The sequence below is a fragment of the Ancylobacter polymorphus genome, assembly GCF_022836935.1.
In the GTDB taxonomy this organism is placed as follows: domain Bacteria; phylum Pseudomonadota; class Alphaproteobacteria; order Rhizobiales; family Xanthobacteraceae; genus Ancylobacter; species Ancylobacter polymorphus_A.
This window is the reverse complement of the sequence record NZ_CP083239.1, coordinates 1,477,125-1,503,340: the sequence shown is the minus strand read 5'-3', so window position 1 is coordinate 1,503,340 and position 26,216 is coordinate 1,477,125. Positions and strand designations below refer to the sequence as shown.

Here is a 26,216-nt window from a genome sequence, read left to right as displayed (position 1 = left end):
GGCTTAGCGCCACCCGGCACGGAGTGTCACGCCGGGTCGTAGAGCCGCCGCTCGAACAGCGGCGTCCCGCGCAGGCCGCTCAGCGCCTTGGCGGCGGCGAGCACCGCGAGATCGACGAGAGGTTCCACAATGATAACAAGCATATAGGCCGCACCGAAGGACGCGATCGACGACGCGTTTTCCACCGTGAAACCGTGGCCGTAGAAGGCCCAGAACGCCACCCAGGCCACGATTCCCGCCTGGTAGGTGGTGGAAAGCGCCAGCGCCTGCCGGTACTTGAGCTCCACATAGGGCGTGTTCGGCGCGACCAGTCGGGTGGACAGTGAGGCCAGTGCGAACAGTGGGACCAGCAGCGTGGTGACGTTCATGCCATATTGCGGCAGGTCGAACGGCGCGAAGAAAACGCCCTGGATCGCCAGCCCCGCCGCCAGCCCGATCGCCGCCGGCGCCACACCGAAGATGAGGAACAGCGTCGAGCCGAGGATGAGATGCACCTCGGAAACGCCCACCGGATGGTGCGGCAGCACCTCGAAAAAGCAGAAGACGAGCGCCGTGGTGGCGAGGCTGCGGATAGCGAGCGAGACGAGGCCGCGCTCGGCCACCGCCTCGGCGGCGAGCTTCAGCGTAAAGGCGCCCGCGCCGGCCGCCGTCACATAGCTGAGCCAGATCTTTCCTTCGGCCACGAGGCCGGGTTCGATATGCATGGTGTTCTCCTGTGCCGTCTCACCCGACGGCGCGCATGGGGTTCCTCCTCCTGGCCGGTCTCCTGACTCGCGGGTCACGGCATGCCTTCCGCCTTCCCGGACGGGCCCGAAGGTCCGTTCCAGTGGCTCGATGGAAGGCCGCTCGCCGCTCACAGTCGCGGGGGCGGTCGGGGCTTCGGGCGCGCCACCTTGCGGCGCCACGCCCTTCCCCGTTCCCGTTTCATCCGCGAGGGCTGGCCTCGCGGACACCATGAGGAATCGATGGGTGCATCGACCCGCGCATAGAACAGCGCGCGCTCACGGCGCGCAAGTCGCGACCTCTCCGGAAGGCGCAGGCCGCGCGGTCCGGCGGCCCGGCCGGCGGGCGTCGGCCGGGTGCCCCGCCGGACGCCCCTTAGCGGCATAGAGCGCCTCCACCTTGCGGGCACCGACGGCGACGCGCGCGAGCGCGGCGGGGTCTTCCAGCACCAGCCCCCCCTCCCGGCCGAAAGCGATCAGCCCCTCTTCGCGCAGGCGGCTCATGCAGCGGCTCACCGTCTCCAGCGTCAGGCCGAGCCAGTCGGCAAGGTCGCCCCGGCCGAGATGCAGGGGAAAGCCGACCGCCGGCCCGCGCGCCGCGCCGGCTGGCGCGAACTGCGCCGCGAGGTCCAGCAGCGCCGCCGCCACGCGCTCGCCGGCGCTCTGCCGGCCGAGCCGCGTGACATGGCCGAGCGCGCGCACCAGCAGCAGTTCCTGGTTCTCCGCCCTCAGCCGGCGGCACAGCTCGGGAGGCGCCGCCACCGGCGCAAGCTCGGTCGGCGCCAGCGTCACCGCCGTCCCCTCCAGCCGCGCGAGCATGGCCGCATCGAGCAAACGGCCGGGACCGAGAATGTCGAGGATCTGCCGCCGCTCGGCATCAAGCTGGCGCATCAGCGCCAGGCAGCCCTTCGCCACACGATAGAGCGGGGTCGTGTCCCCCGCGGCGGGCAGGCCGACGGTGAGGCCCGTCGCCCAGCAAAGCACGGGGCTGGGGGCGAGCGCGGGGCTGCGGTCAAGCGGGCCGGCAGGCAATGGAAGCCGCGCCTCGAAGGCGAACGCCGGCGGCTCTGCCGCTGGAAGGGGACTGAGCGGCGACGCATTGATCGGCAACGGGCCGAGAGGACGGGAGTCGGCGGGAAGGGGGCTCATATACATGGAGGCAATCCGGCAAGGCGCCGGAAGCCCCTCAGACGGGCCGTTCCGGCAGCATTACAGCACTGGCAGGCGCCCGCCTGCCGCGAACAGGGCGGTGAGGCCGGGCGTCGGCGGCCCGCGCGAGGAGAGGCGATAGAGCGGCGTCGGCGTCCCGCGCCGGGCATCGGGCGCGAGCGCCTGCACCAGCCGCCGGTAGAAAGCGCGGACGAACTGATCCTCCGCCGGCCCCGGCAGGGCGGCGATGGCCTGGAGGCGGCAGGCCTCGCAACCCGGGCGATGAACGGCGGTGAGCGGCGTGCCGTCCGCCCCCACCCCGGTGAGACAGAGATCCGGCACCGTGCCGTCCGGCAGCGTGTACTGGGCGAGGTCGATCCCCGGCCCAGCCGGGCTCGCCACCGGCGGGCGGTGCAGGGCAAGCGCCAGCATCAGGGCCAGCGCGCACAGCAGCCGCAGCGCGATGCCGCCGCCGCGCGTGACCGAGGACCGCGCGGGCAGGCCGGCGATCAAGCGGTCAAGGCGAAGGTTCGGCTGTGCCATGGCGGCCCATGCAAGAGCAGGAAGACGCGACGGCACAGGCCCGGCGCGCGGGGCAAAGTCTAGCACCCAGCCATGGCGCCGACAGTGGACAAGTCGTCCTATCGCCGGCGCGTCAGCTCAGGCACAGAGCCTGCCACGCCGCCTCCGGCATCAGCGCGCTCACCGTGGCAAGGATGAGAAGGCCGGTGCCGGCCAGCACCCGCAGGCGCGGCGCCCGCGCGCTATGGCGCAGGCTGGCGACACCGAAGGCGGTGGCGGTGACGGCCGGCAGCGTGCCCAGCCCGAAGCCGGCCATGACCAGCGCCCCGCCCCCGCCGCTGCCGGCGAGCATGGCATAGAACAGCGCGCCATAGACCATGCCGCAGGGCAGCAGCCCCCAGGCGAGACCTGACAGGAAAGGACGCGCCGCGCCCGCCGCACCAGACCCCGGCGCCCCTCGGAGCCACAGGGCGAGGGGGGCGGCGAGCCGGTCCACCGCCGTCAGCGGCGGGGCGAGACCGAGCAGCGACAGGCCGATCCAGCCCAGCGCCACCGATGCCGCCCAGCGCAGCACGAGATGGGCGGCGCTGTGGTCGAACGCACCATAGAAGGCCGAGCCGACCACGCCGAGAAAGCCGCCGGCCGCGACATAGGCAGCGATGCGGCCGGCCTGCGCGACCAGCAGCACGCGGGCGCGGGCGCCCGCGCCGTGCCCCGGCTCGAAGGCGAGCAGCAGGCCGGAGGCGATGCCCCCGCACATTCCGGCACAGTGCAGGCTGGACGCGAGGCCCAGCATCAGGCCGCCGAGAAAGCTGAGATCGACCATTCCCGCTTCAGTGCGCTGCGGCTCCCGCCGTGACGGGTTCCCTCGCGGGAGAAACCGCCGCGATGGAAGAGGCAGCGACGGAAAGGGTGGGAACGGGTGCCGCCGCCTCTTGTGCCGACACGGGCACTGAGGCGGGCCCGTCCTCGGGTTCGCGGCTCGATTCCACCGCCAGCATCATCAGCGCGCAGATCAGCACCGGCACGGCGGCGAGCGCGACATAGAACGCCACCTGAATGCCGCCGAGGACGCAGCCGAGCACGAGGAGCAGCAGGGCATTGACCGCCGTCATCGGCAGATTGCCCGCCGCCAGCAGCCCGCCCAGCAGTTCCCGCAAGGCGTCGATCCGCCGCTGCAGCGCCGCGATGACCGGCAGTTGCGGCGGGTTCAGCCGCCCCAGCGTGCGCTGCCACGCCAGCAGCAGCAGGCTGGCGCCGATCGTCACCAGCGCGGCCGGCGGCAGCAGCATGAGGCCGAGCAGCGGACGCAGCACCGCCCCCAGAGGCGCGGTGGCGCGGGCGAGCCGCGCCGCGAGCGGCACCACCTGCCGCGCCAGCGCCGGCCCCAGCACGAAGGCCGCCAGCAGCGCCAGCAGCACCCCCGCCCCGGCCAGTGCCCCGGCCCAGCCACCAAGGAAGCCGCCCAGCGCGGCGGCAAGCGCCATGTTGAGCAGAAACGGCACGGCACGCGGCATCGGCGCCGGCCGAAGCGGCGCGGCGTCACGCAAGGCAGCAGGCGGAACGGGACGGGTCATGGAGCGGCCTCCGGGGAATCATCGTCGAGCAGGACACGGGCGGCGGCGCCGTCGAGATCGTCATACTGGCCGGCGCGCAGCGTCCAGAAGAACGCGGCGAGGCCGAGCGTGCCGAGTGCGAGGGCGATGGGGACGAGAAACAGCAGCACATCCATCAGCCCCGCTCCCCGGCAGGCACACCGGCCCGCAGCGCGTTGAGCGTGACGGTGAGTGAGGACGCCGCCATGGCGATGGCGGCGCCGAGCGGCGTCACCAGCCCCAGCACCGCGACGGGGATCAGCGCCATGTTGTAGAGCGCGGCGAGGATGAGGTTCTGCACGATGAGGCGCCGAGCGCGCCGCGCCGCCCGCCAGGCCACCGGCAGCGCCGCGAGATCGTCCGATGGCAGCACCAGATCGGCGGCGCTCTGGCTGGCGGGGGCGCCATGGGCGAAGCTGGCGGAGACGAAGGCGCCGGCCAGCGCCGGGGCGTCGTTCAGCCCGTCGCCGGCCATCAGCACGCGGCGCCCCTGTGCCCGCAACGCCTCCAGCCGCGCCAGCTTGTCGCCGGGGCGCTGGTCGGCCTGCCAGTCACCGATGCCGACCGCCCCGGCGAGGCGGGCGACCGCGGCAGGGCGATCGCCGGAGAGCAGGGTGGCGGGCATGCCGGCGGCGGCGAAGGCCGCCACCACACGCGCCGCCTCCGGGCGCGGAGCATCCTCGATGAGGAAGCGCGCCGGTGGATGGCCGGGGCGTGTGAGCCAGACCTCGCTCGCCGCCGCGTCCCCGGGCATCGTCTCGTCAGATGCGAGACCGCAGAAGGCGGCGCGGCCGAGACGGACCTCGCCGCCCGCGCACGGCGCCCGAAGACCCTCGCCCGGAATCTCCTCCACATCCGCGAGCGGGCGTGCCTGCGGATGGCCCGCGTGCAGCGCCCGCGCCACCGGGTGCCGGCTCACCGCCGCCAGCCCGGCGGCGAGGCGGATCGCCTCCGCGTCGTCCGGCCAGCTTGTGACGGTGGGCGCGCCTGAGGTCAGCGTGCCGGTCTTGTCGAAGACGACCTGGTCGATGCGGGCAAGCCGCTCCAGCGCATCCCCCGCGCGCAGCAGGATTCCGCGCTTCAGCAGGGCGCCGGTCGCCACCACCTGCACCGCCGGCACGGCGAGGCCGATGGCGCAGGGGCAGGCGATGATGAGCACGCTCACCGCGTGCAGCAGCGCGGCAGCAAAGCCGGCATCGGCGAGGAGCCACCAACCGGCAAGCGTCGCCAGTGCGACGCCGTGGATGACCGGGGTCCAGATGCGCGCCACGCGGTCAGCCAGCGCCACGGCAGAGCCGCGCGTGCGCTCGGCCCGCTCGACCAGACGGACGATATCGGCGAGATGGCTGTCGGCGACGCCGGCGCTGGCGCGGATGCGCAACGGCGCGGTGAGGGCGACGCTGCCGGCGAGCACCAGCGCGCCCGGCGCCACCGCCTGCGGCTGGCTCTCGCCGGTGACGATGCCGACATCGAGTTCGGTTTCGCCTTCCAGCACAGTGCCATCGACCGGCACGCGCTCACCCGCGCGCACCAGCACCACCATGCCGGGGCGGATCGCGGAGGCCGGCAGCACCTCGACCGTGCCGTCCTCGCGGCACACCGCCGCGCCCTGCGCTTTGAGCATCAGCAGCCGCTCGACCGCGCTGCGGGAACGGGCGCGGACATGGAAATCGAGGGTCCGGCCGAGCAACAGCACGAAGAGCAGCGCGGTGGCGCTGTCGAAATAGACATCGCGGCCCTGGCGGGCGAGTTCGATCAGGCTGATGAGAACGGTGAGGAGGAGGCTCAGCGCGATGGGAACATCGATGTTGCTCCGCCCCGCCCGCAGCGCCCGCAGCGCCGAGCGGAAGAACGGGCGCCCGGCGACCGCCACCGCCGGCACGGTGACGAGCGCGGCGAGCCACTGGAACAGCGCCTGCGTGCCCGGTGCCATGTCCTGCGCCTGCCCGGCCCAGACGGCGAGCGAGAGCATCATCACATTCGGCGAGGCGAAGGCGGCGATGGCGAGCGCCCGCAGCCATTCGCGGCCCGTATCGGCATCGAGCCGGGCGAGATGGGCGGGATCGAAGGGCGCCACCTTGTAGCCCAGCGCCTCCACCGCCTCCGCCAGCACATCGGCATGCCGCGCCTCGCCCTGCCATTCGACGCTCAGGCGACGCAAAGCGAGGTTGAGCCGGGCGCCGGTGACGCAGGGGTCCGCCCTTAGCCGGCTCTCGATCGTGCCGATACAGGCGGCGCAATGGGCGCCGTCGACCAGCAGATGCAGCCGGCGGCTCTCCCCTTCGCTCTCGACGAAGCCAAGGACGGAGCGGGGGCCCGACGCCGCCTCGAACGTGGCACCGGGCGCATAGGCGAGGCTCACGGCGCCACCTCCAGCGTCTCGATGCGCTCGGACGTCGCGCCAGCCTGCGTCAGGGTGAGGCGGATCGCCCAGTCGCCGGCCAGCGGCAGACGCAGCGGCGCCTCGAAGCGGCCGGGCGCGACCTCGTGCAGGACGATGGGCAGGAGCTGGGGAAAGCGCGTGGCGCGCTCGGCGGTGGCGACGAGCCGCTCCGGCGTCAGCGGCGCGCCGTTCGCCCCGGCAATCTCCATGGCGAGGGTGCCGGCGAGGGCTTCGCTCGGCACGAAGGCGAGCCGCGCCGTCCAGTCCGGCGCCTGCGCCGCGTAACGGCCGGCGGCCGGTTTCGGATCGGTAACGAGGCCGGAAAAGCTGCGATTGGCCAGCAGCACGAACCAGAGCTGGAGCCCGGCCAGCGCGACGAAGAACAGCACGAAGCCGGCCGGAATCCATAAATCGCGGCGCGGGCGCGGCGAGGTGTCGGGGCCGCTCACCGCTCCGGCCCCCAGAAATAGCTCGGCAGCCGGGCGAGTTCGGCGCCGCTATCGGGATCGCTCAGCACGATCGTCATGTCGTGACGCCCAGAGGGCGCCGCGGCGCGCGGCAGCTGCACCAGCAGGCGCTCGTCGAGACTGCGGTCGGGGCCGATGGCGATGCGCAGCTTTGGCGCGGGAGCGCCGTCCTGCGTGCCGAGCCGCAGCTGCGCCCCCTCCAGCCCTTCGACCCGCAGCACCACCTCCGCCAGCCCGGCGCGGCGATGGGCGAGGCGCAGCGCGTAATCATTGCGCACGCTGCCATCCGAAAGCTGGACGAAGGGCGGGTTGCGCTGCGGCTCGGCATGGGCGCTCACCGGCGGCAGCGTCGCCATGCCATAGCCGGAAAAGCCGAGCGCCAGCAGCGCAGCGAGGCCGAAGGCCAGCGCCTTGGGCCGCAGCCAGTCCACGCGCGGCGGCGCGAGGAAGGAGCGGCGCGGCGCGCTTTCCACATCGAAGCGGATCAGCCCTTCGGGCCGGTCGAGCTTCGCCATCACCTCATTGCAGGCGTCGATGCACAGGCCGCAGCCGATGCAGCCCATTTGCAGGCCGCGCCTGATGTCGACCCCGGTGGGGCACACGGTGACGCAGCGCGTGCAGTCGATGCAGTCCCCGCGCAGCCCGGCGACGGGCGCGGGCGTGGCGAAGGCCGTCGCCTCGGCGACCAGCGCCAAAAGGCCGGGCGTCGCAAGCGCCGGCCCGGCGAGATCGGGGCGCAGCGGGGTCCGCCGGCGCCCGCGCGGCTCGCCGCGCCCGTGCTGATAGGTGACGACGAAGCTCTGCCGGTCGAGCAGCGCCGCCTGGAAGCGCGGCCAGGGGCACATGTGCAGGCACACGCGTTCGCGCGCATAGGCGGCGAGCAGCCAGGTCGTGCCGGTGAGTACCAGCACCGTCGCATAGGCGATGGCGGGCGCCTGCCCGGCCAGCAGCAGCCCCGGCAAGCTGGGCGCGTCGATGAAATAGGCGGTGAAGCCGACCCCGGTGGCCAGCGCGATCAGAATCCACGCCATGGTGCGCAGCCGCCGCTCCGCCGCCCCCTTGCCGACAAGGCGGACGATCAGCCGGTCGACGACGAAAAACAGGTCCGACCACACGGTTTGCGGGCAGGCGAAGCCGCACCAGACCCGCCCGGCCAGCGTGGTGGCGAAGAACAGCGCCATGGCGCCGAACACCATCATCCCCACCGCAATCGGCAAATCCTGCGGCCAGAATTCCAGCCCGAACACCAAAAGCCGCCGCCCCGGCAGATCGAACAGCACCGCCTGCCCCGGCAGCCCCTCGCCACGCTCCCAGCGCAGCCACGGCGTCAGGAAGAAGAAGCCGAGCAGGACAATGGTGAGCGCGGTCTTGATGCGGCGGAAGCGGCCGCGCACGGCATGGGGAATGTCCGGGCGGGCAATGGCGCGGGCGGGGGCGAGCCCCTGGAGAGCGGTGGCCGGCATCAGCGTTCCCCTCCCCCCAGCGAATGGACATAGAGCGCCAACATGCGCAGCGTTTCCGCGTCCAGCTTGCCGGCAAAGGCCGGCATCACGCCCATGCGCGGCGTGGCGATCTGGTGGCGGATCGCTTCCTTGGTGCCGCCATAGAGCCAGATCGCGTCATTGAGCCGGGGGGCGCCCATGTCGCGATTGCCCTCGCCTTTGAGGCCATGGCAGGCGGCGCAGTTCTGCTGGAACAGCGTGGCGCCGGGCAGCGCGGCGCGCCGCGCCTCGGCACTTGGGTCTCCAAGCGCCAGCACATAGTCGGCGATGGCGTCGATCTCCGCCGGGGTGAGCATCTCGCCGAAGGCCGGCATCAGGCTCTGGCGCGTCTCGTCGTGACTGGAGCGGATGCCGTAGCGCACGGTCTGGTGAATGTCGGCCAGCGTACCGCCCCACAGCCAGTCATCGTCCACCAGCGCCGGAAACTGGCCGATCTGCCCACCCGCGCCGACGCCATGGCAGGGGGCGCAGTTCTCGTTGAAGGCGGCGCGCCCGCCGGCAATGGCGAAGCGGCGCAAATCGGCGTTCGCCTCCACCTGTTCCAGCGGCGTGTCGGTAAGCAGGCGGCGCCACTGAGCCTGCGCCGCGCGGCCCTGCGCCATTTCTTCCGCCAGCTGGCCGTGGCTGGTCCAGCCCAGCCGGCCCTTGAAAACGCCGGTCGTGGTCGCGAAGGAAGGAAACAGCCACATATAGAGCAGCGCGACCAGGCAGGAGCCGAGGAACACCGTCACCCACCAGGTGGGAATGGGGGTGTTCAGCTCCTTGATGCCGTCCCATTCATGGCCGGTCGTGTGATAGCCGGTGAGGGAATCGCGTTCAGGCGCGGCCATCGCGGTCCTCCTCGACGGCGAAGGGAATGCGGGCGTGGCGGTCCATCGCGGCGCGGGTGCCGGGGCGGAACACCTGCCAGAGCAGGGCGACGAACAGCGCGAAGGCGGCGACCAGCCAATATTTCAGCGCGAAGACGATGAGGGCCTCGCTCATGGCTGTCCGCTCCCCGTCACCGTGCCGGCGGGGAATTCCGCCAGCGTGCCGAGCACCTGCAGATAGGCGATCAGCGCGTCCATCTCGGTGATGCGGCCGGGCTGGCCGTCGAAATCGCCGAGCCGGGCCTTGGGGTAGCGGGCCAGCAGGCCCTCCGTCTCCTCCCCGCCCGCCTGGGCGCGGATATCGGCGGCGGCGCTGGTGATCATCTCCGGCGTGTAGGGCACGCCGACCGCCCGCAGCGCCCGCATATGCGCGCCGAACCCCTCCACATCGATGTCGCGGTCTTTCAGGAAGGCATAGGCCGGCATGATCGACACCGGCACCACGCTGCGCGGGTCGACCATGTGGGCGAGGTGCCAGGCATTCGAATATTTCGAGCCGACGCGCGCGAGGTCCGGCCCGGTGCGCTTGGAACCCCAGAGGAAGGGGTGGTCATACATGCTCTCGGCCGCGACCGAATAATGGCCGTAGCGCTCCACCTCGTCGCGGAACGGGCGGATCTGCTGGCTGTGGCAGGTGTAGCAGCCCTCGCGGGTGTAGACATTGCGGCCGATCTGTTCGAGCGGCGAATAGGGCCGCATGCCGGGGACCGGCTGCACCGTGGTCTCCAGCTTGAACAGCGGCACGATCTCCACCAGCCCGCCGATCAGCACGACGAGCAGGGTCAGCACGAAGAGCAGCGTGGTGGAGCGCTCGATGATGGCGTGGCCGGTGGGGTTCTCGGTGTTCGTTGCCATGTCCGCCTCCCTCACGACGCGGGCGCTGGCGCGGCCTGCGGCGCGCGGGCGGGGACGGGCGGGCGGATGGGCTGGCGCAGCGTCATGGCGAAATTGACCGCCATCAGCACGCCGCCGGCGAAATAGAGCACCCCGCCGATGAGGCGGATCACATAATAGGGGTGCAGCATGGCGACGCTGTCGGCGAAGGAATATTGCAGGAAGCCGAAGGCGTCATAGGCGCGCCACATCAGCCCCTGCGCGATGCCGGCGACCCACATGGCGGTGATGTAGAGAACGATGGCGATGGAGGCGATCCAGAAGTGCCATTCCACCAGCCGGTGCGACCAGAGCGGGCGGCGCCACAGCCGCGGCACCATGTAATACAGCGCGCCGAAGCAGATGAAGGCGACCCAGCCCAGCGCGCCGGAATGCACATGGCCCACCGTCCAGTCGGTGTAGTGGCTGAGCGAATTGACCGATTTCAGCGCCATCAGCGGCCCCTCGAAGGTCGCCATGCCGTAGAAGGCGACGGCGACGACGAGGAATCGCAGGATCGGATCGGTGCGCAGTTTCCCCCACGCGCCCGACAGCGTCATGATGCCGTTGATCATGCCGCCCCAGGACGGCATCCACAGCATGATCGAGAACGCCATGCCGAGCGTCTGCGTCCAGTCGGGCAGCGAGGTGTAGTGCAGATGGTGCGGGCCGGCCCAGATATAGAGAAAGATCAGCGCCCAGAAATGTACGATGGACAGACGGTAGGAATAGATCGGCCGCTCCGCCTGCTTGGGCACGAAATAATACATGATGCCGATGAAGCCGGCGGTGAGGAAGAAGCCGACCATGTTGTGGCCGTACCACCACTGCACCATCGCATCCTGCACGCCTGAGAAGGCGGAATAGCTCTTGGTGCCGACGAAGGACACCGGCATCGCCAAATTATTGACGAGGTGCAGTACCGCGACGGTGATGATGAAGGCGAGAAAGAACCAGTTGGCGACATAGATGTGCGGCTCGCGCCGGCGCATCAGCGTGCCGACGAAAATGGCGAGATAGGCGAGCCACACCACCACCAGCCACAGGTCGGCATACCATTCCGGCTCGGCATATTCGCGGCTCTGGGTGATGCCGAGGACATAGCCGGACAGCGCGATGACCAGAAACGCCTGGTAGCCCCAGAACAGGAAATTGGCGAGGCGCGGCCCGCCCCATAGCCCGATTTGGCAGGTGCGCTGCACCACATAGAGCGAGGTGGCGATCAGCGCATTGCCGCCGAAGGCGAAGACCACGCCCGACGTATGCACCGGCCGCAGCCGGCCGAAGGTGAAATATGCGCCGAGATTGAGCTGGGGATAGGCGAGCTGCGCCGCCACGATCACCCCGGCGGAAAAGCCGAACAGCGCCCAGAGCACCGTCGCCACGGTGAAGCGGCGGATGATGGCGTCGTTGTAACCGGGAATCGCGCGCGTGCCGACCACCGGAGCAAAGGTGAGAGCCGTATCCATGTCAGACACACGCCTCATAGTCTGTATTATTTGATCGTATTACGTGAATATGTGCGACTTTTACGTATGAATATTGACTTATCGAATAATAATCGAAAATCATGTCGCCGTTTCTAGATTTTCCGGGAGAGCCGATATGACGAATATCCATTTCCTTCTGCTGGCCGGCGCCCTCATCACTGGCGCCTATGCGGCGCTGGGTCCGCGCGGGGAGAAGGTGGGCTGGGCGATCGGCCTCGGCCATGGCGCGCTCGCCCTCCTCGCGCTGGCGGGATTCGCGGCGGCGGGCGACCGCGGCTTCGCGGTTTTCACCGCGCTGCTGGCGGTCTATGCTGGCGGCATGTGCGCGGCGGAGGCCATCGGGCTGATGCGCCGGCCGGCCGCACGAACCTGAACGGGGAACAGCCCCATGCCCCTGCTCGTGCGCTTCCTTCTCCGTCACGCGCTGATCGGCGTCGGCCTCGGCGCGCTGTTCGTCGGCGCGCTGGTGCTGCTCGATGTCGGCCGGCTCGGCACGCTGGCCGGGCAGTCCGCCTCCGGCCTCATTGCGCTGACCGTGCTCACCTGCGCCGTCGGCATCACCTTCGGCAGCGTGCAGATGGGATTTGCCATCATGCTGATGAGCGAGGATGAGGACACGCCGCGGAAGGGCCGCCCGGCGCGCAGCGGAAATCGGCTGATGAAGGCGGCAGCGGTGCGCGTTGCCGCCCGCAGCGGCACCGACACGCACAGGTCGATCCGCTTCCCCGTCGCCTGACGCGCGTGTGTTTTGCGTGCCGCGAAGATTTTCCGCGTCCACCGAGAACAGGCAATACATCCGCATTCCTCAGACTTGCGCCGTTTGAGCGCACGAGGTCTTTGCCGCGCCGTCATCAAGACCGGCGCGTCCATGGGTTTCGTAGAACTACTTAACAGTGGCCCGCCGCCTGCGCCCTTGGACAGAATGCCCAATCGGCCTCAAGGCGCACTCGCTCTAGAAGCCGCAGAAGGGTAATTCTGTGCCCGCGTCGCGCGCCGGCGGCCGGGCAATGCCGCAGACGGCGCCGCAGAGGCGCGGCAGGAGGCGTCGGGATTGGTTTCGGACTCGACCGGTGACGCAAGCGACCGGAAAAACCTGCTGCTGCTGATCCAGCTGCGCTGGATCGCGGCGATCGGGCAGCTCGCCACCATCTGGTTCGTCCATGCCGAACTCGCCATTGCCCTGCCGCTGGCGGAGATGCTGGCCGTCGTCGCCTTTCTCGTCGGGCTCAACCTCGTCAGCCTGCTGCGCTACCGCCACCGCGACCGTGTGACCAATACAGAGCTGTTCCTCGAACTGCTGCTGGATGTCGGCGCGCTCACCGTGCAGCTCTATCTCAGCGGCGGGGCGCTGAACCCGTTCATCTCGCTGTTCCTGCTGCAGGTCATTCTCGGCGCCATCCTGCTGGAGGCGTGGTCGGTGTGGACGCTGGTGGCGATCACCAGCGCCTGCTTCGTCGGCCTCACCGCCTTCCACCGCGACATCAACATGCCGCACAGCCATATGGGCGGGTTCTGGAACCTGCACATACAGGGCATGTTCATCTGCTTCCTGCTCTCCGCCTGCCTGCTGGTGGCGTTCATCACCCGCATCACCGCCAATCTGCGCCGTCGCGACGCAAGGCTGGCCGAACTGCGCCAGCAATCGGCGGAGGAGGAGCATGTGGTGCGCATGGGGCTGCTCGCCTCCGGCGCGGCGCATGAGCTGGGCACGCCGCTCTCCACGCTTTCGGTCATTCTCAATGACTGGGAGAAGATGCCGGCGCTCACGCGCGACAGTGAGCTGGCGCAGGATCTCGCGGACATGCAGGCGCAGCTCGCGCGTTGCAAATCCATCGTCACCGGCATCCTGCTCTCCTCCGGCGAGGCGCGCGGCGAGGGCACGATCCGCACCGGCGTGCGGGCCTTTCTCGACGAGACGGTGGCGGACTGGCAGACGCTGCGCGCGCCGGCCGCCTTCGCCTATGACAATGGCTTTGCCCCGGACGAGCCGGTCATTTCCGATCTCGCGCTGAAGCAGGTGATCGTCAACGTGCTGGACAATGCGCTGGAAGCCTCCCCTAGCTGGGTGGGCGTGGTGGCGCGCCGGCAGGGCGAAACCTTATGCCTGGAAGTGACCGATCGCGGCTCCGGCTTTCCCGCCGATATCGCGGCGGCGCCGGGCAAGCCCTACCGCTCGACCAAGGCGCGGGCCGGCGCCGGGCTCGGCCTGTTCCTCGTCGTCAATGTGCTGCGCCGGCTGGGCGGCGCGCTGGACATCGCCGCGCCCGCCGGCGGCGGCGCGCAGGTGCGGCTGACCCTGCCGCTGGCCGGGCTTTCGGGAGGCCGGCCGTGAGCGCGGCGCGGCCCACCCGGCCGCTGCTGATCGTGGAGGACGACGCCACCTTCGCCCGCACGCTCAAGCGCTCCTTCGAGCGGCGCGGCTATGAGGTAGCGAGCTGCGCCGGGCTGGAGGAGATGGCGCCGCTGCTGATCGCGGCCCGGCCGGCCTTTGCCGTGGTCGATCTCAAGCTCGCCGGCGAATCCGGGCTCGACTGCGTGAAGGCGCTGCACGCCCATGACCCCGGCATGCGGATCGTCGTGCTCACCGGCTTCGCCAGCATCGCCACGGCGGTGGAAGCGATCAAGCTCGGCGCCTGTCACTACCTGCCCAAGCCCGCCAATGCCGACGACATCGAGAAGGCGTTCGAGCGCACGGAGGGCGATGTGTCGGTGCCGCTGGACGGGCGCCCCACCTCGCTGAAAAGCCTCGAATGGGAACGGATCCACGAGACACTGGTGGAGACGGACTTCAACATTTCCGAGACCGCGCGCCGGCTCGGCATGCACCGGCGCACGCTCGCCCGCAAGCTGGAGAAGCGGCCGGTGCGGTGAGGCCGTGAGCCCGGCCGCGCGGCGCTGCGCGCGGCGTAGCCCGTCAGCCCTTCAGCCGGTACAGACCGACATCGATAGCGCCGGCGCGGAAGCCGCCTTCGCAATAGGCGAGGTAATAGTCCCACAGCCGCCGGAACGCCTCATCAAAGCCGAGCGGTTCGATGCGCGGCCAGGCGTCGAGGAAGCGGGAGCGCCATTCGGCGAGCGTCTGCGCATAGCCGAGGCCGAAACACTGGGTTTCCACCAGTTCCAGCCCGGCACGCGCGGCCTCGTCAGCGATATGCGCCTTGGTCGGCAGCATGCCGCCGGGGAAAATGTGGCGCTGGATGAAATCGGTGTTGCGGCGATAGGCCTCGAAACGGTCCTCGGCGATGGTGATGACCTGCAGCACCGCCGTCCCGCCCTCATTCAGGCAGGAACGCAGCTTGGCGAAATAGGTCGGCCAATAGGCCTCGCCCACCGCCTCCAGCATTTCGATGGAGACGATGCGGTCATAGCGCGCGCTCACATCGCGGTAGTCCTGCAGCCTGAGATCGGTGCGCCCGTCGAGCGCCGGGTCGGCGGCAATCGTCGCCTGCGCATAGGCAAGCTGTTCGCGCGACAGGGTGATGCCGGTGACGCGCGCGCCAGCGCGCGCCAGCGCGGCGGCGAGAGCCCCCCAGCCGCAGCCGATTTCCAGCACGCTCTGGCCGGGCCGCACCTCCAGCATGTCGACGATGCGGGCGAGGCGTTCCTGCTGCGCCTGCTCCAGCGTCTGGCCGGGGGCGACACCCATCGCCGATGAATAGCTCATGCCGGCATCGAGCCATTCCCGGTAGAAGTCGTTGCCGAGATCGTAATGGAACGAGATGTTGCGGCGGCTGCCGGTGCGGGAATTGCGGCGGAGCCCATGGCGCAGCCGGTTCCACAGCCGGACCGGGGCGAGCGCGTCGAGGCGCCCGGCGAGAACGGGGAGATTATGGGCGGCGAGTTCGATGAGCGCCGGCAGGTCCGGGCTCGACCAGTCGCCGGCGATGAAGGCATCGGAAAAGGCGATGTCGCCACCTGTCACCAGCCGGCGCACCGCCCGCCAGCGGCGCAGCACCAGCGTCGCCTCCGGCCCCGGACGGGCGCCGCGCCCCATCAGCCGCCGTCCTTCCGGCGTCACCACGGTCAGCGTGCCGATGGCAAGCTGCGCGAGCAGCCGCGCCAGCGCCGCCTCGCGCCAGCCGGTGCGGCCGGCCCGCGCGGCCGGCGCCTCATGCGCGTGGGAGAGTTCGGTGGACGGATCGGCGAAGATGTCGGCGTCACGCGGCATGCGGCTTTTTCCTCAGTGTCGGTGCGCGGGCGAAACGGTGACCGGCGCATCGGGCGCCTTGGGACGCGGGCGCAGGCCGATGCCCTTGGCCCAGATGAACAGCGCTTCCCAATGGATGCCGGCGATCACCTTCAGCGTCAGCAACGGATAGCTCAGCGCCGCGCGCAGCAGTTCGCCATCGTTTAGCGGGCGGCGGGTGGCGCTGTGCACCGCGCTCAGCACCGGCCCCTCCGTGTCGCTGGCGAGAATGGCGATGCGCAGATCCTCGCCCGGCGGATGGACGCGGAAGGCATAGGTCAGGCCCATATCCATGAAGGGCGAGACATAGAAGCGCTTCTCCGCCTTCTGCCGCAGCGGCGTTCCCTCCCCCGGGGCGACCGGGATGAGATAGGAATGGCGCTGGCCGAAGGTGTTGTTGACCTCATAGAGCAGCGCCAGCAGCGCGCCGTCGCGGCGGTGGCAGAAATACACGCTCAGCGGGTTGAAGGCGTAGCCGAGAAGGCGCGGCAGGGTCAGCAGGCGGATGGGCCCGCCATCGGGCTCCAACCCGGCGGCGACGAGCAGGCGTTCCACCTGCGCCTTCAGCGGGCCGGCGGCGGGGTCGGCATAGTCGCGGTCGTGGAGGCTGAACAGGTTGAAGCGCCCGCGCGAGAACAGCCGCAGCCGGCGATCGAGCCCGTCGATCTCGTCGAGGTCGAGCAGCAGCGAGAACAGGCGATAGGCCAGCCGGTGCCGGCGCGGCTTCAGCCGCACATGCATCACCTCGCCGGCATAGAGCGCCGAGGCCCCGTCCATCACACCAGCTCCGCCAGGGTGGGCGGCGCATAGCCGGGCGGAAGGGCGATCCGGCCGGATTCGTCCGCCACCGTCCAGGGGCGCCGTATCCCGCCCAGCGCTTCCGCCACCGCCAGCCCCGCCTGCAACCCGTCCTCGTGAAAGCCCGCGCCGAAATAAGCCCCACAATACCATACACCGCCCTCGCCCTGCAGCGACCACAGGCGCTTCTGCGCCGCCATGGCGCCGGTGTCGAACAGCGGGTGCTCATAGGAGGCGCGGTAGTGGACCGAAGCCTCGGCCGGAGGCTCCACCGGGTTGAGCGTGACGAAGAGCGGGCGGTCGGCGGGCAGGTTCTGCAGGCAGTTCATCCAGTAGGTGACGCAGAGCTTGGGGTCGGCGCGGCGGTCGGCGAGGTAGTTCCACGCCGCCCATGCCGCCCGGCGCCGCGGCATCAGGCTGGCATCCGCGTGCAGAATGGCTTCGTTGCGGCTGTAATGGAACGCGCCGAGCACGTCCCGCTCGCGCGCCGTCGGCCCGTCCAGCAGCGCCAGCGCCTGGTCGGCATGGGTGGCGATGACCACATGGTCGAAGCGCCGCACGTGACCGGAGGCATCGGTGACGCTCACACCCGTGCCGCTGCGGGTCACCGCCCGCACCGGGCCGCCCGTCACCACCGCGCCGCCGAAATCCGCGCGCAGGCGGGCGACATAGCGCCGGCTGCCGCCGGTCACCGTGCGCCAGATCGGCCGGTCGGCCAGCTGGAGCAGGCCGTGATTGGCGCAGAAGCGGACAAAGGCCGCGACGGGATAGCGCCCGACCTCGGCCGCCGGGGTCGACCAGATCGCCGCCGCCATGGGGTAGAGATGATCGTCGCGGAACGCCGCGCCATAGCGGTTGGCGTCGAGATAGGTGTCGAGGCTTTCCTCGCCCATGGTGGCGAGGTCGCGCGGCGCGTTGCGGTAGAAGCGCAGCAGGTCGGCGAGCATGGAGGCGAAGCGCGGCGAAGCGAGATTACGCGGCTGGGCGAACAGGCCGCGCAGATTGGCGCCGGAATATTCCAGCCGCCCGCCATCCAGCGACACGGCGAAGGACATGTCGGTGGCCTGCGTCGCCACGCCGAGATGGGCGAACAGGGCGGTGAGATTGGGATAGGTCCGCTCATTATAGACGATGAAGCCGGTATCCACCGCCAGGCCCGCCGCCTCCACCGTGTTGGAATGGCCGCCGAGCCGGGCCTCGGCCTCAAACAGTGTCACATCATGCCGCTTGCCCAGCAGCCACGCCGCCGACAGGCCGGAGATGCCGGCGCCGATGACGGCGATGGACAGCGCCGAGCCGGGCGCGAAGTCCTGACGAATGTTCATGGCGCGAAAACCTGAGGCTGTGGAGCGGCGTACGAAGGTTGTCTAGTGTACGGGGGCGGTTCGGCGGTGGATCACTCGCGGGCGGAATGATCCAGCCGCCACGCCGGCGCGTAGAAGGAAGCATGAATGCCTCGCTCGACCATTCCCGCTCACAAGAGCCCGGCGCAGCCTCCCCCGTTCGGCGGAGGACGGCGGTGACGCGGCTGATGAAAGATGACGGCGCGCCCGATGGCGACGAGCTGGCGCGGCTGATCGGCCAGGTCGCCACCGACCGCGACCGGCAGGCCTATGCGCGGCTCTACAGCTATTTCGCGCCGCGGCTGAACGCCTTTCTGCGCCGCTCCGGGCTGCCGCCCAACACGGCGGAGGAGATCGCCCAGGAGGTGATGCTCTCGGTCTGGCGCAAGGCGTCCTATTTCGATCCGGCCCGCGCCGGAGCGGCGACCTGGATCTTCACCATCGCCCGCAATTTGCGGATCGACCATTTGCGGCGGCTGCGCACCGCCTCGGCGGGCGAAGAAGAGCCAGTCGAGGTTGAAACCGCGCCCTCGGGCGAAACATTACTGCTGACGGCGGAGCGCGAGGCGCGGGTGCGCGAGGCGCTGAAGACGCTCTCCGACGAGCAGGCGACCGTGCTGCGCCTCTCCTTCTTCAGCGAGAAGGCGCATTCGGAAATCGCCCGCGAACTGGGACTGCCGCTCGGCACCGTCAAATCCCGCGTGCGCCTCGCTCTGGGGCGGCTGCGCGTTCTTCTGGAAGGCCACTCATGACGATCCGCCACCACGCGAGCGACGAATCGCTGCTGCGCTACGCCGCCGGCCAGCTGCCGGCCGGGCCGGCGCGGGTGCTCGCGGTCCATCTCGCGACCTGCCCGTGCTGCCGGGAGCGCCTCGCCGCCTTCGAGGCGGTGGGCGGCGCGCTGCTGGAAGCGACCCCGCCCGCGCCCATGGCACCCGATGCCTTCGCCGCCGCCCTGCGCGCCATCGACCGCGAGGAGGCTGCCCGCGCCCCCGCGACCCCGGCGCCGACGCATCTGGAAGCACGCGCCAAGCCCCGCGCCCCGGTGACGCTGCCGGGCGGCATTCCCCTGCCGGCGCCGCTGCAGGACTGTGAGATCGGCCCCTGGCGCTGGATCGGCCTTGGCGTGCGCGCCAGTACGGTGCGGCTGCCGGAAGACCCGGAGGCGCGGCTGACGCTGCTGCGCGTCGGGCCGGGGCGTAAGCTGCCGGAACACGGCCATGTCGGCACCGAGTTCACCCAGGTGATTTCCGGCTCCTTCTCCGATGGCTATGGCCGCTATGGGCCCGGCGATCTCAGCGAGATGGACCAGGAGATCGAGCACCAGCCGATTGTCGACCGCGAGGGCGAATGCTACTGCCTGGCGGCACTGGAAGGCAGCATGCGGCTGAACGGCTTTTTCGGCCGGCTGGTGCAGCCCTTCGTCCGGATCTAGGCATGCGCGCGGCGCTTCTGCTCGCCCTCGCCTTGCTGATGATGGCCCCCGCCCGCGCCGCCGAAAGTCCCATCGCCCTGCTCAACGCGCTGTCGCGGCTAGACGCGGCGAAGGTGAGCGCCGACCATGCCTATGCCGCAGGCCCGCGGCACGGGCTCGATGTCTATACTCCGAGGACCGGCCGGAAACGCGACCTGCCGGTGGTGGTGTTTTTCTATGGCGGCAGCTGGGATTCGGGCGAGCGCGCCATGTACCGCTTCGTCGGCGCCGCGCTGGCGAGCCGGGGCATGGTCGTCGTCATTCCCGACTACCGGGTCTATCCGCAGGTGCGCTTTCCCGCCTTTGTCGAGGACGGCGCGCGCGCCGTGCGCTGGGCTCGTGCCCATGCCGCCGACTACGGCGGCGATCCGGGGCGCCTCATTCTGATGGGCCATTCCGCCGGCGCGCAGATCGCGGCGTTGCTGGCCTTCGATCCGCAATGGCTGGGGGCGGTCGGGCTCGACCCGGCGCGCGACGTGGTCGGGCTGGTCGGCCTCGCCGGCCCCTATGATTTCCTGCCCCTGCGCAGCGAAAGGCTGAAGGCGATCTTCGGCCCGGAGGCGGAGCGCTGGCGCAGCCAGCCGATCAACTTTGTCACCGGCGCGGCGCCGCCCGCCTTTCTCGCCACCGGGGCCCGCGACACCACGGTCGATCCCGGCAACAGCACGCGGCTTGCCGAAAGGCTGCGCGCCAAGGGCGGCACGGTGGAGCTGAAAAGCTACAAGACTCTCGATCACCGGCTGATCGTCGGCGCTTTCGCGCCGCCGCTGCGCCTCCTCGCCCCGGTGCTCGGCGACGTCAGCGGCTTTATCGAGCGCCTGCCGGCGCAAGGAGCGCCACGGTGACCCTGATGCTCTCTCTCGCCGCCGTCGCCCTGTTTCTCAGCCTCGCCATGGCGGGGGCCTGGTGGGCGGCGGAACGCAGCGGCAATCATGGCTGGGTGGACACGATCTGGTCCTATGCGACCGGCGTCGCCGGCGTCGGTGCCGCGCTGCTGCCGCTCGGCGGCGATCCCTGGCTGCCGCGCCAGCTGCTCGTCGCGGGTATGGTGGGGCTGTGGTCGGCCCGGCTCGGCACTCATATTCTGCAGCGGACGATGCGCGGCCATGACGACCCGCGCTATGCCGATCTGCGCCGGCAATGGGGCGCGGCGGCCTCGCGGCGGCTGTTTCAGTTCCTGCAGGTTCAGGCGCTCGCCGGGCTGGTGCTCGCGGTCGCGGTGGGGGCGGCGGCGCACAATCCGGCGCCGTTCTGGCGGCTCGGCGACGGGCTCGGCGTCGCGCTGTTTCTCGGCGCGCTTGTCGGCGCCGGCCTTGCCGACCGCCAGCTGGCGCGCTTCCGCGCTGATCCCGCCAATCGCGGGCGTGTGTGCGATGCCGGGCTGTGGGGGGTGACGCGCCATCCGAATTATTTCTTCGAATGGCTGGGCTGGACGGCCTATCCCGCCATCGCCCTGTCGCTCGCCTATCTGCCGGGCGCCGCCGCGCTGCTCGCGCCCGCTTTGATGTATGTGCTGCTGGTCTACGCCTCCGGCATACCGCCGAATGAGGCGCATATGCTGCGCTCGCGCGGCGAAGCGTTCCGCGCCTATCAGCGCCGGGTCAACGCCTTCTGGCCGGGCCCGGCGCGGCGCGAGCCTACGCGGTGAAGGCGCGGGTGATCAGCATGCCGGCGGTGGCCGCCACGGCGGTGGCGAAGGTGCCCCAGGCGAGATCGATCGCCGTCATCGCCACCGGCCAGTTGCGCAGGGTGGCGTGGTTGGTGAGGTCATAGGTGCCGTAGGCGAGCAGGCCGAGAAAGGCGCCGAGCATCAGCGCCGTGGTCCAGCGGCCGGTGGCCAGGGCCGGCTGCACCGCGAAGAACACCACTCCGGCGATATAGAGCAGATAGAAAAGCACCGCCGGCGGCCAGTTCGGCTGCTCGGCCATGAGATCGCCGATCAGCGGCCGGTAGACGCGGCTCGCCATGAAGCCGAGCCAGAGCGCGTCGAGGGCGAGGAAGACCAGCCCTGTCGAGAGATAAGCGACGATAATCTGCATAGGCGCGCCTCTGGAGCGGGAACGGATGTGCCAGCGGGTACGGCGCGCCGCGCCGCGCGGATCATTCCGCCCGGCACGTGAAAAGCCCGCCCGCGCTGTGGGAACGAAGCACGCCAGCCAAAGTTGTCGGCGCGAGGCTTGGGGACATCACGCGACGGAGACCGACATGGCCGAGAAGAACCTCGAAACCCTGTTTCACGAGACCCTGAAGGACATCTACTACGCCGAGCGCAAGATTCTGAAGGCGCTGCCGAAAATGGCGCGCGGCGCGCAGTCGCCGGAGCTCAAGGCGGCGTTCGAGAAGCACCGCGACGAGACCGAGGGCCAGATCGAGCGCCTGCAGCAGGTGTTCGAGCTGATCGGCAAGCGCCCGCAGGGCAAGACCTGCGCCGCCATCGAGGGCATTCTTGAGGAAGGCGAGGAAATCCTCGACGAGTTCAAGGGCCAGCCCGCGCTCGACGCCGGCCTCGCCGCCGCCGCGCAGGCGGTGGAGCACTATGAGATCAGCCGCTACGGCACGCTGAAGCGCTGGGCGCAGGTGCTCGGCATGAAGGACGCGGTGACGCTGCTCGACGCCACGCTGAAGGAAGAGTCAATGACCGACGACGCCCTCACCGCGCTGGCCGACAAGGTGGCCAACCAGAAGGCCCTCAAGGCCGCGTGACGCGACGGACAGGAGGCGCCGGCTCGCCCGGCGCCTCGTGACCTCCCCGCCGGCCAAGGGCATTGATTGCCGGCAAATGAATCCGTTTATCCGAGAGGGGAATCCATGGCCCCAGCGCACCGCCCTGAGCTTCGCGCTCGGCCTGATCGCCGCCATAGCCGTGATCTGGTTCATCAACTCCTTCTTCGTGCTGGATGACGAGAATCCACGCAGCAGCCTGAGCCAGCCGCAGCCGGCCCTCACCCGGAGCGCCGCGCTTTAGCCAGCGGACGGCGCCCTTCGGCTTCACCCAGGCGGGAACGCATCGCCCGCTCGCCCGTTAGCCCGGCATCCGCGCCGCTCCGGCGACGCGGCCCCGTCGCGATGAGCGACGGCTCGGGCCGGTCTCGCCGTCCAGGGTCGGGCGCCTCGCACCCTTCTCCCGGACCGGAAGGCTGGCCGATGCGCGTTTCCCCCTCCTCCCTCGTCACCGCCCTGCTTCTGGGGCTGATCGGCCTGTTTCTGGCTGGGGGCGGAGGCTGGCTCGTAACCCTGGGCGGCAGCCCGTTCTACCTGGCACTCGGGCTCGGGCTGATCCTCTGCGCCGTGCTGGTCTGGCGGCAGCGGACAAGCGCGCGGCTGGTCTATGCGCTTCTGCTCGCAGGCACGCTCGGCTGGGCGTTATGGGAGGTGGGGCTCGATTGGTGGCCGCTGGCCACGCGCGGCGGGCTGCTGGTGCTGCTCGGCCTGTGGCTGCTCACGCCCTGGGCGGTGGGATCGCGCGGATGGAACGCCGGCCGCGCGGTGCTGGCGCTAGTCGTGGTGGGCTGCGTCGGTGTCGCTGGCGCGGCGCTGCTGCGCGACCCGCATGTCATTGAGGGCCAGTTGCGGGCACAGACCGGCGGCGCGACGGCGCCAGACGGGAACGTGCCCGCTGGCGAATGGCATCATTACGGCCGCACCCTCGCCGGCCAGCGCTACACGCCACTCGCTGAGGTGACACCGGCCAATGTCGAGGCGCTGGAAGTCGCCTGGACCTACCGCACCGGCGATGTGCGCGGCCCGGACGATGTCGACGAGACCACCTATCAGGTGACGCCGCTGAAGATCGGCAATCTGCTCTATCTCTGCACCCCGCACCATATCGCCATCGCCCTCGACGCCGAGACCGGCGCGGAACGCTGGCGCTTCGATGCCAAGGACGGGCTCGACCCCAACCGGCAGCACCAGACCTGCCGCGGGCTTTCCTATTACCGCGACAGCGCGGTGACCGAGGCCGACCTCGCCGCCGCCCCGGCCTGCACGGCGCGGGTGTTCCTGCCCACCTCGGACGCGCGGCTGATCGCGCTCGACGCGCTCACCGGCGCGACCTGCCCCGGCTTCGGGGAGAACGGCACCGTGAATCTGTGGGCGAACATGCCCAACCAGAAGAGCGGGTTCTACTATTCCACCTCGCCGCCCACCGTGGTGAACGACCTCGTCATCATCGGCGGTTCGGTCAACGATAATTACGACATGGAATCGCCTTCCGGCGTCATCCGCGCCTATGACGCGCGGAGCGGCACGCTGGTCTGGGCGTGGGATTCCGGCAATCCCGAACGCACCACCCTGCTGGGGCCGGACGAGACCTACACGGCCAACTCGCCCAATAGCTGGTCGGTGTTCAGCGCCGATCCCGCGCTCGGCCTCGTCTATATCCCGCTCGGCAATGCGACGCCGGACCAGTTCGGTGCGCATCGCAGCCCGGCGGTGGAGCGCTTCTCTTCCTCGGTCGTCGCGCTCGACATCGCCAGCGGCGCCGTGCGCTGGGTGTTCCAGACCGTGCATCACGACCTCTGGGACATGGACGTGCCGGCGCAGCCGGTGCTGATCGACCTCGCCACGGCCGAGGGCACCACGCCGGCGCTGGTTCAGCCGACCAAGCAGGGCGACATCTATGTGCTCGACCGTCGCAGCGGCACGCCGATCTTGCCCGTGAGCGAGGTGCCCGCGCCCGGCGGCGCCGTCGAGGGCGACTGGACCGCGCCGACCCAGCCGGTCTCGGCGCTGAGCTTCGCCCCCGAACCGCTGCGCGAGACCGACATGTGGGGCGCGAGCCTGCTCGACCAGCTCGCCTGTCGCATCAAGTTCCGCCAGCTGCGCTATGAGGGCCGCTACACGCCGCCCTCGCTGCAAGGCACGCTGGTCTATCCCGGCAATTTCGGCACGTTCAACTGGGGCTCGGTGGCGGTCGATCCGGTGCGGCAGGTGATGTTCGGCATGCCGACCTATCTCGCCTTCACCTCTCAGCTGGTGCCCTCTGACGAAATCGATGCCGACGAACAGGTGAATGCCGGCGAGGCCGGGCTGAACGTCAATGCGGGTGGCAAATACGGCGTGCGTATGGGCCCCTTCGTCTCGCCGCTCGGCCTGCCCTGCCAGGCGCCGCCCTGGGGCTATGTCGCGGGCGTCGACCTCCGAACCGGCGCGAAGATATGGATGCACAAGAACGGCACCATCCGCGATGCCGGACCGTTCCCGCTGCCGCCGATCCCGATGGGGGTGCCGGGCATTGGCGGGCCGCTGCTCACCGGCTCCGGCGTCGCCTTTCTCGCCGCCAGCATCGACGACTATATCCGCGCCTATGATGTCACCACCGGCGCCCAGCTCTGGCAGCAGCGCCTGCCGGCCGGCGGGCAGGCGACGCCGATGAGCTATGAGGCGGGCGGACGCCAGTTCATCGTGCAGGTGGCGGGCGGGCATGGCTCCATCGGGACAAAGGCGGGCGATTATGTCATCGCCTACACTTTGCCGCGCTAAGGTGCGGACCCGAGCGGTCAACCGGGGGAAGACGAGTGAGCGAGGCTGAGAAAAGCGCGGCGGCGCGCCCGCATGTCGTCATCGTCGGCGCCGGGTTCGGCGGGCTGGAGGCGGCGCGCGGGCTGGCCAAGGCGCCGGTGAATGTGACGCTGATCGACCGGCACAATTACCACTGCTTCCAGCCCCTGCTCTACCAGGTGGCGACCGCCACCCTCTCCCCGGCGGATATCGCCTGGCCGATCCGCCATATCCTCTCGCGCCAAGCCAACATCACCATGGTGATGGCGCGGGCGGAGGGCGTGGACCGCGCGCGCCGCGAACTCCTGACGAGTGAAGGCCCGATCCGCTTCGATTTCCTCGTGCTGGCCACCGGGGCGACGCACTCCTATTTCGGTCAGCCGGAATGGGCGCGCTTCGCGCCGGGGCTGAAGGACATCGAGGACGCCACCCAGCTACGCCGGCGCATCCTCCTCGCGTTCGAGCGGGCGGAGGTCGCCTCCGCGCCGGAAACCCGCCGGCGCCTGCTCACCTTCGCCATCATCGGCGGCGGGCCGACGGGCGTGGAACTGGCTGGCTCCATCGCCGAGATTTCCCGCCACGCGCTGGCGCCCGACTTCAAGCGCGTCGACCCACGCACCGCCCGCATCCTGCTGATCGAGGCCGGCCCGCGCCTGCTCCCCGCTCTGCCCGAGCGGCTTTCCGCCCATGCGCGCGAGCGGCTGGAAGCGATGGGGGTCGAGGTGATGACCGGGCGCCCGGTGGTCGATATGGGCGCCGACCATGTGACGCTGGAGGGCGGCGACACCATTGCCGCCGCGACCAAGATCTGGGCGGCCGGGGTGCGGGCCTCGCCGGCGGCGGAATGGGTCGGCGTCACCCCCGACCGCGCCGGACGCTGCCGCGTCGCGCCCGATCTCAGCGTGCCGGGCGCGCCCGATATCTTCGTCATCGGCGACACGGCGGCGGTCACGGATCGCGAGGGGCGGCCGGTGCCGGGCATCGCCCCGGCCGCGAAGCAGATGGGCGACCATGTCGCCGCCGTGGTCGCGGCGCGGCTTTCCGGCTACCCCGCGCCGGGCTTTCGCTACCGCCATGCCGGCGACCTCGCCACCATCGGCCGCAATGCGGCGGTGGTGAAGCTCGGGCGGATTGAATTGACCGGCTTTCTCGGCTGGATGTTCTGGGGCCTCGTCCACGTCTATTTTCTGGTCGGCGCGCGCAACCGCATCACCGTCGCCATGTCCTGGCTGTGGAACTACCTCACCTATCAGCGCGCCGCCCGGCTGATCACCGGCGATGTCGAACCCGCGCCGGTGCGCGAGATTGGGCCGGAGCCGGAACATCTGCACCCGCCGGGATGAG

Annotated in this window: 29 protein-coding genes and 1 riboswitch; of the genes, 12 read left to right on the top strand and 17 right to left on the bottom strand. The window is 70.3% G+C overall.

What is annotated here, in order from left to right:
- Nucleotides 1-26: 26 nt before the first annotated feature.
- From K9D25_RS07045 to ccoN, 13 genes are all read right to left on the bottom strand, one after another.
- Nucleotides 27-704 (bottom strand): energy-coupling factor ABC transporter permease, encoded by a 678-nt coding sequence (locus K9D25_RS07045; RefSeq protein WP_244450149.1) that lies wholly within the window; start codon nt 702-704, stop codon nt 27-29.
- A gap of 35 nt (nt 705-739) precedes the next feature.
- Nucleotides 740-972: riboswitch (cobalamin riboswitch) on the bottom strand.
- Nucleotides 973-1,001: 29 nt separating this feature from the next.
- Nucleotides 1,002-1,877 carry a Crp/Fnr family transcriptional regulator gene (locus tag K9D25_RS07040; RefSeq protein ID WP_244450148.1) on the bottom strand — a complete coding sequence of 292 codons (876 nt, stop codon included), beginning with the start codon at nt 1,875-1,877 and terminating at the stop codon, nt 1,002-1,004.
- A 54-nt stretch (nt 1,878-1,931) separates the two neighbouring features.
- Complete coding sequence (locus K9D25_RS07035; RefSeq protein ID WP_244450147.1) at nt 1,932-2,414, bottom strand: hypothetical protein; 483 nt, start codon at nt 2,412-2,414, stop codon at nt 1,932-1,934.
- 112 nt (nt 2,415-2,526) lie between these two features.
- A complete protein-coding gene (locus tag K9D25_RS07030; RefSeq protein ID WP_244450146.1) occupies nt 2,527-3,219 on the bottom strand; it encodes a sulfite exporter TauE/SafE family protein in 693 nt (230 codons plus the stop codon).
- Between the two features lie 7 nt (nt 3,220-3,226).
- Nucleotides 3,227-3,970 carry a hypothetical protein gene (locus K9D25_RS07025; RefSeq protein ID WP_244450145.1) on the bottom strand — a complete coding sequence of 248 codons (744 nt, stop codon included), beginning with the start codon at nt 3,968-3,970 and terminating at the stop codon, nt 3,227-3,229.
- Nucleotides 3,967-4,125 (bottom strand): cbb3-type cytochrome oxidase assembly protein CcoS, encoded by a 159-nt coding sequence (ccoS, locus tag K9D25_RS07020; protein WP_018388272.1) that lies wholly within the window; start codon nt 4,123-4,125, stop codon nt 3,967-3,969. Before ccoS ends, K9D25_RS07025 begins: the two co-directional genes overlap by 4 nt.
- Nucleotides 4,125-6,350: a heavy metal translocating P-type ATPase gene (locus tag K9D25_RS07015; protein ID WP_244450144.1), complete on the bottom strand. Its 2,226-nt coding sequence runs from the start codon at nt 6,348-6,350 to the stop codon at nt 4,125-4,127. The genes ccoS and K9D25_RS07015 overlap by 1 nt, the downstream gene beginning before the upstream one ends.
- A complete protein-coding gene (locus K9D25_RS07010; RefSeq protein ID WP_244450143.1) occupies nt 6,347-6,820 on the bottom strand; it encodes a FixH family protein in 474 nt (157 codons plus the stop codon). The genes K9D25_RS07015 and K9D25_RS07010 overlap by 4 nt, the downstream gene beginning before the upstream one ends.
- Complete coding sequence (locus tag K9D25_RS07005) at nt 6,817-8,301, bottom strand: 4Fe-4S dicluster domain-containing protein (protein ID WP_244450142.1); 1,485 nt, start codon at nt 8,299-8,301, stop codon at nt 6,817-6,819. Before K9D25_RS07005 ends, K9D25_RS07010 begins: the two co-directional genes overlap by 4 nt.
- Nucleotides 8,301-9,170, bottom strand: a complete 870-nt coding sequence (gene ccoP / locus K9D25_RS07000; protein ID WP_244450141.1) for a cytochrome-c oxidase, cbb3-type subunit III — start codon at nt 9,168-9,170, stop codon at nt 8,301-8,303. Before ccoP ends, K9D25_RS07005 begins: the two co-directional genes overlap by 1 nt.
- Nucleotides 9,157-9,324 carry a cbb3-type cytochrome oxidase subunit 3 gene (locus K9D25_RS06995; RefSeq protein WP_244450140.1) on the bottom strand — a complete coding sequence of 56 codons (168 nt, stop codon included), beginning with the start codon at nt 9,322-9,324 and terminating at the stop codon, nt 9,157-9,159. Before K9D25_RS06995 ends, ccoP begins: the two co-directional genes overlap by 14 nt.
- Nucleotides 9,321-10,064 (bottom strand): cytochrome-c oxidase, cbb3-type subunit II, encoded by a 744-nt coding sequence (ccoO, locus tag K9D25_RS06990; RefSeq protein ID WP_244450139.1) that lies wholly within the window; start codon nt 10,062-10,064, stop codon nt 9,321-9,323. The genes K9D25_RS06995 and ccoO overlap by 4 nt, the downstream gene beginning before the upstream one ends.
- A gap of 11 nt (nt 10,065-10,075) precedes the next feature.
- The gene (ccoN, locus tag K9D25_RS06985) at nt 10,076-11,551 is read right to left on the bottom strand and encodes a cytochrome-c oxidase, cbb3-type subunit I (protein WP_244450138.1); all 1,476 of its coding nucleotides are present in this window, start codon (nt 11,549-11,551) and stop codon (nt 10,076-10,078) included.
- A 136-nt stretch (nt 11,552-11,687) separates the two neighbouring features.
- Between ccoN and K9D25_RS06980 the strand changes: the two genes are divergently transcribed.
- The 4 genes from K9D25_RS06980 to K9D25_RS06965 all read left to right on the top strand — a co-directional run bounded on the left by K9D25_RS06980 (nt 11,688) and on the right by K9D25_RS06965 (nt 14,443).
- A complete protein-coding gene (locus K9D25_RS06980; RefSeq protein WP_244450137.1) occupies nt 11,688-11,945 on the top strand; it encodes a hypothetical protein in 258 nt (85 codons plus the stop codon).
- Between the two features lie 15 nt (nt 11,946-11,960).
- A complete protein-coding gene (locus tag K9D25_RS06975) occupies nt 11,961-12,308 on the top strand; it encodes a hypothetical protein (RefSeq protein WP_244450136.1) in 348 nt (115 codons plus the stop codon).
- 315 nt (nt 12,309-12,623) lie between these two features.
- Entirely contained in the window at nt 12,624-13,904 is a 1,281-nt protein-coding gene (locus tag K9D25_RS06970; protein WP_244450135.1) for an ATP-binding protein, read from the top strand.
- Nucleotides 13,901-14,443 (top strand): response regulator transcription factor, encoded by a 543-nt coding sequence (locus K9D25_RS06965; protein WP_244450134.1) that lies wholly within the window; start codon nt 13,901-13,903, stop codon nt 14,441-14,443. The genes K9D25_RS06970 and K9D25_RS06965 overlap by 4 nt, the downstream gene beginning before the upstream one ends.
- A gap of 43 nt (nt 14,444-14,486) precedes the next feature.
- Here K9D25_RS06965 and K9D25_RS06960 read toward each other — a convergent pair whose 3' ends face one another.
- The 3 genes from K9D25_RS06960 to K9D25_RS06950 are packed head-to-tail and all read right to left on the bottom strand — an operon-like array spanning nt 14,487 to nt 17,881.
- Nucleotides 14,487-15,740, bottom strand: coding sequence for an SAM-dependent methyltransferase (locus tag K9D25_RS06960; RefSeq protein ID WP_244450133.1), 1,254 nt, complete (start codon nt 15,738-15,740; stop codon nt 14,487-14,489).
- A gap of 12 nt (nt 15,741-15,752) precedes the next feature.
- Nucleotides 15,753-16,535, bottom strand: a complete 783-nt coding sequence (locus K9D25_RS06955; protein WP_244450132.1) for a DUF1365 domain-containing protein — start codon at nt 16,533-16,535, stop codon at nt 15,753-15,755.
- Nucleotides 16,535-17,881 carry an NAD(P)/FAD-dependent oxidoreductase gene (locus K9D25_RS06950; RefSeq protein ID WP_244450131.1) on the bottom strand — a complete coding sequence of 449 codons (1,347 nt, stop codon included), beginning with the start codon at nt 17,879-17,881 and terminating at the stop codon, nt 16,535-16,537. The genes K9D25_RS06955 and K9D25_RS06950 overlap by 1 nt, the downstream gene beginning before the upstream one ends.
- 206 nt (nt 17,882-18,087) lie before the next feature.
- On the opposite strand from K9D25_RS06950, the gene K9D25_RS06945 reads away from it, so the two are divergent.
- Genes K9D25_RS06945 through K9D25_RS06930 form a run of 4 tightly spaced genes read left to right on the top strand, consistent with a single transcriptional unit; the run spans nt 18,088 to nt 21,021 of the window.
- Nucleotides 18,088-18,651, top strand: coding sequence for a sigma-70 family RNA polymerase sigma factor (locus K9D25_RS06945; protein ID WP_244450130.1), 564 nt, complete (start codon nt 18,088-18,090; stop codon nt 18,649-18,651).
- Complete coding sequence (locus tag K9D25_RS06940) at nt 18,648-19,334, top strand: ChrR family anti-sigma-E factor (RefSeq protein ID WP_244450129.1); 687 nt, start codon at nt 18,648-18,650, stop codon at nt 19,332-19,334. Before K9D25_RS06945 ends, K9D25_RS06940 begins: the two co-directional genes overlap by 4 nt.
- 2 nt (nt 19,335-19,336) lie before the next feature.
- Nucleotides 19,337-20,218, top strand: coding sequence for an alpha/beta hydrolase (locus K9D25_RS06935; RefSeq protein WP_244450128.1), 882 nt, complete (start codon nt 19,337-19,339; stop codon nt 20,216-20,218).
- Complete coding sequence (locus K9D25_RS06930; RefSeq protein WP_432207919.1) at nt 20,215-21,021, top strand: DUF1295 domain-containing protein; 807 nt, start codon at nt 20,215-20,217, stop codon at nt 21,019-21,021. The genes K9D25_RS06935 and K9D25_RS06930 overlap by 4 nt, the downstream gene beginning before the upstream one ends.
- On the opposite strand, the gene K9D25_RS06925 is transcribed toward K9D25_RS06930, so the two are convergent.
- Nucleotides 21,011-21,412, bottom strand: a complete 402-nt coding sequence (locus K9D25_RS06925; RefSeq protein WP_244450127.1) for a DUF2177 family protein — start codon at nt 21,410-21,412, stop codon at nt 21,011-21,013. The genes K9D25_RS06930 and K9D25_RS06925 overlap by 11 nt on opposite strands.
- Nucleotides 21,413-21,578: 166 nt before the next feature.
- On the opposite strand from K9D25_RS06925, the gene K9D25_RS06920 reads away from it, so the two are divergent.
- The 4 genes from K9D25_RS06920 (at nt 21,579) to K9D25_RS06905 (ending at nt 26,215) form a co-directional block, all read left to right on the top strand.
- The gene (locus tag K9D25_RS06920) at nt 21,579-22,076 is read left to right on the top strand and encodes a ferritin-like domain-containing protein (protein WP_244450126.1); all 498 of its coding nucleotides are present in this window, start codon (nt 21,579-21,581) and stop codon (nt 22,074-22,076) included.
- A 76-nt stretch (nt 22,077-22,152) separates the two neighbouring features.
- A complete protein-coding gene (locus tag K9D25_RS06915) occupies nt 22,153-22,338 on the top strand; it encodes a hypothetical protein (protein WP_244450125.1) in 186 nt (61 codons plus the stop codon).
- 179 nt (nt 22,339-22,517) lie between these two features.
- The gene (locus K9D25_RS06910) at nt 22,518-24,854 is read left to right on the top strand and encodes a glucose/quinate/shikimate family membrane-bound PQQ-dependent dehydrogenase (protein ID WP_244450124.1); all 2,337 of its coding nucleotides are present in this window, start codon (nt 22,518-22,520) and stop codon (nt 24,852-24,854) included.
- Nucleotides 24,855-24,889: 35 nt separating this feature from the next.
- Nucleotides 24,890-26,215, top strand: coding sequence for an NAD(P)/FAD-dependent oxidoreductase (locus K9D25_RS06905; protein WP_244450123.1), 1,326 nt, complete (start codon nt 24,890-24,892; stop codon nt 26,213-26,215).
- Nucleotide 26,216: the final 1 nt, after the last annotated feature.

Bases quoted from the DNA above. Each gene is read 5' to 3' on its own strand.
- K9D25_RS07045 (WP_244450149.1), bottom strand. From the start codon at position 704: ATGCATATCGAACCCGGCCTCGTGGCCGAAGGAAAGATCTGGCTCAGC.
- K9D25_RS07040 (WP_244450148.1), bottom strand. From the start codon at position 1,877: ATGTATATGAGCCCCCTTCCCGCCGACTCCCGTCCTCTCGGCCCGTTG.
- K9D25_RS07035 (WP_244450147.1), bottom strand. From the start codon at position 2,414: ATGGCACAGCCGAACCTTCGCCTTGACCGCTTGATCGCCGGCCTGCCC.
- K9D25_RS07030 (WP_244450146.1), bottom strand. From the start codon at position 3,219: ATGGTCGATCTCAGCTTTCTCGGCGGCCTGATGCTGGGCCTCGCGTCC.
- K9D25_RS07025 (WP_244450145.1), bottom strand. From the start codon at position 3,970: ATGACCCGTCCCGTTCCGCCTGCTGCCTTGCGTGACGCCGCGCCGCTT.
- ccoS (WP_018388272.1), bottom strand. From the start codon at position 4,125: ATGGATGTGCTGCTGTTTCTCGTCCCCATCGCCCTCGCACTCGGCACG.
- K9D25_RS07005 (WP_244450142.1), bottom strand. From the start codon at position 8,301: ATGCCGGCCACCGCTCTCCAGGGGCTCGCCCCCGCCCGCGCCATTGCC.
- ccoP (WP_244450141.1), bottom strand. From the start codon at position 9,170: ATGGCCGCGCCTGAACGCGATTCCCTCACCGGCTATCACACGACCGGC.
- K9D25_RS06995 (WP_244450140.1), bottom strand. From the start codon at position 9,324: ATGAGCGAGGCCCTCATCGTCTTCGCGCTGAAATATTGGCTGGTCGCC.
- ccoO (WP_244450139.1), bottom strand. From the start codon at position 10,064: ATGGCAACGAACACCGAGAACCCCACCGGCCACGCCATCATCGAGCGC.
- ccoN (WP_244450138.1), bottom strand. From the start codon at position 11,551: ATGGATACGGCTCTCACCTTTGCTCCGGTGGTCGGCACGCGCGCGATT.
- K9D25_RS06980 (WP_244450137.1), top strand. From the start codon at position 11,688: ATGACGAATATCCATTTCCTTCTGCTGGCCGGCGCCCTCATCACTGGC.
- K9D25_RS06975 (WP_244450136.1), top strand. From the start codon at position 11,961: ATGCCCCTGCTCGTGCGCTTCCTTCTCCGTCACGCGCTGATCGGCGTC.
- K9D25_RS06960 (WP_244450133.1), bottom strand. From the start codon at position 15,740: ATGCCGCGTGACGCCGACATCTTCGCCGATCCGTCCACCGAACTCTCC.
- K9D25_RS06955 (WP_244450132.1), bottom strand. From the start codon at position 16,535: ATGGACGGGGCCTCGGCGCTCTATGCCGGCGAGGTGATGCATGTGCGG.
- K9D25_RS06950 (WP_244450131.1), bottom strand. From the start codon at position 17,881: ATGAACATTCGTCAGGACTTCGCGCCCGGCTCGGCGCTGTCCATCGCC.
- K9D25_RS06945 (WP_244450130.1), top strand. From the start codon at position 18,088: ATGAAAGATGACGGCGCGCCCGATGGCGACGAGCTGGCGCGGCTGATC.
- K9D25_RS06940 (WP_244450129.1), top strand. From the start codon at position 18,648: ATGACGATCCGCCACCACGCGAGCGACGAATCGCTGCTGCGCTACGCC.
- K9D25_RS06935 (WP_244450128.1), top strand. From the start codon at position 19,337: ATGCGCGCGGCGCTTCTGCTCGCCCTCGCCTTGCTGATGATGGCCCCC.
- K9D25_RS06925 (WP_244450127.1), bottom strand. From the start codon at position 21,412: ATGCAGATTATCGTCGCTTATCTCTCGACAGGGCTGGTCTTCCTCGCC.
- K9D25_RS06920 (WP_244450126.1), top strand. From the start codon at position 21,579: ATGGCCGAGAAGAACCTCGAAACCCTGTTTCACGAGACCCTGAAGGAC.
- K9D25_RS06915 (WP_244450125.1), top strand. From the start codon at position 22,153: ATGAATCCGTTTATCCGAGAGGGGAATCCATGGCCCCAGCGCACCGCC.
- K9D25_RS06910 (WP_244450124.1), top strand. From the start codon at position 22,518: ATGCGCGTTTCCCCCTCCTCCCTCGTCACCGCCCTGCTTCTGGGGCTG.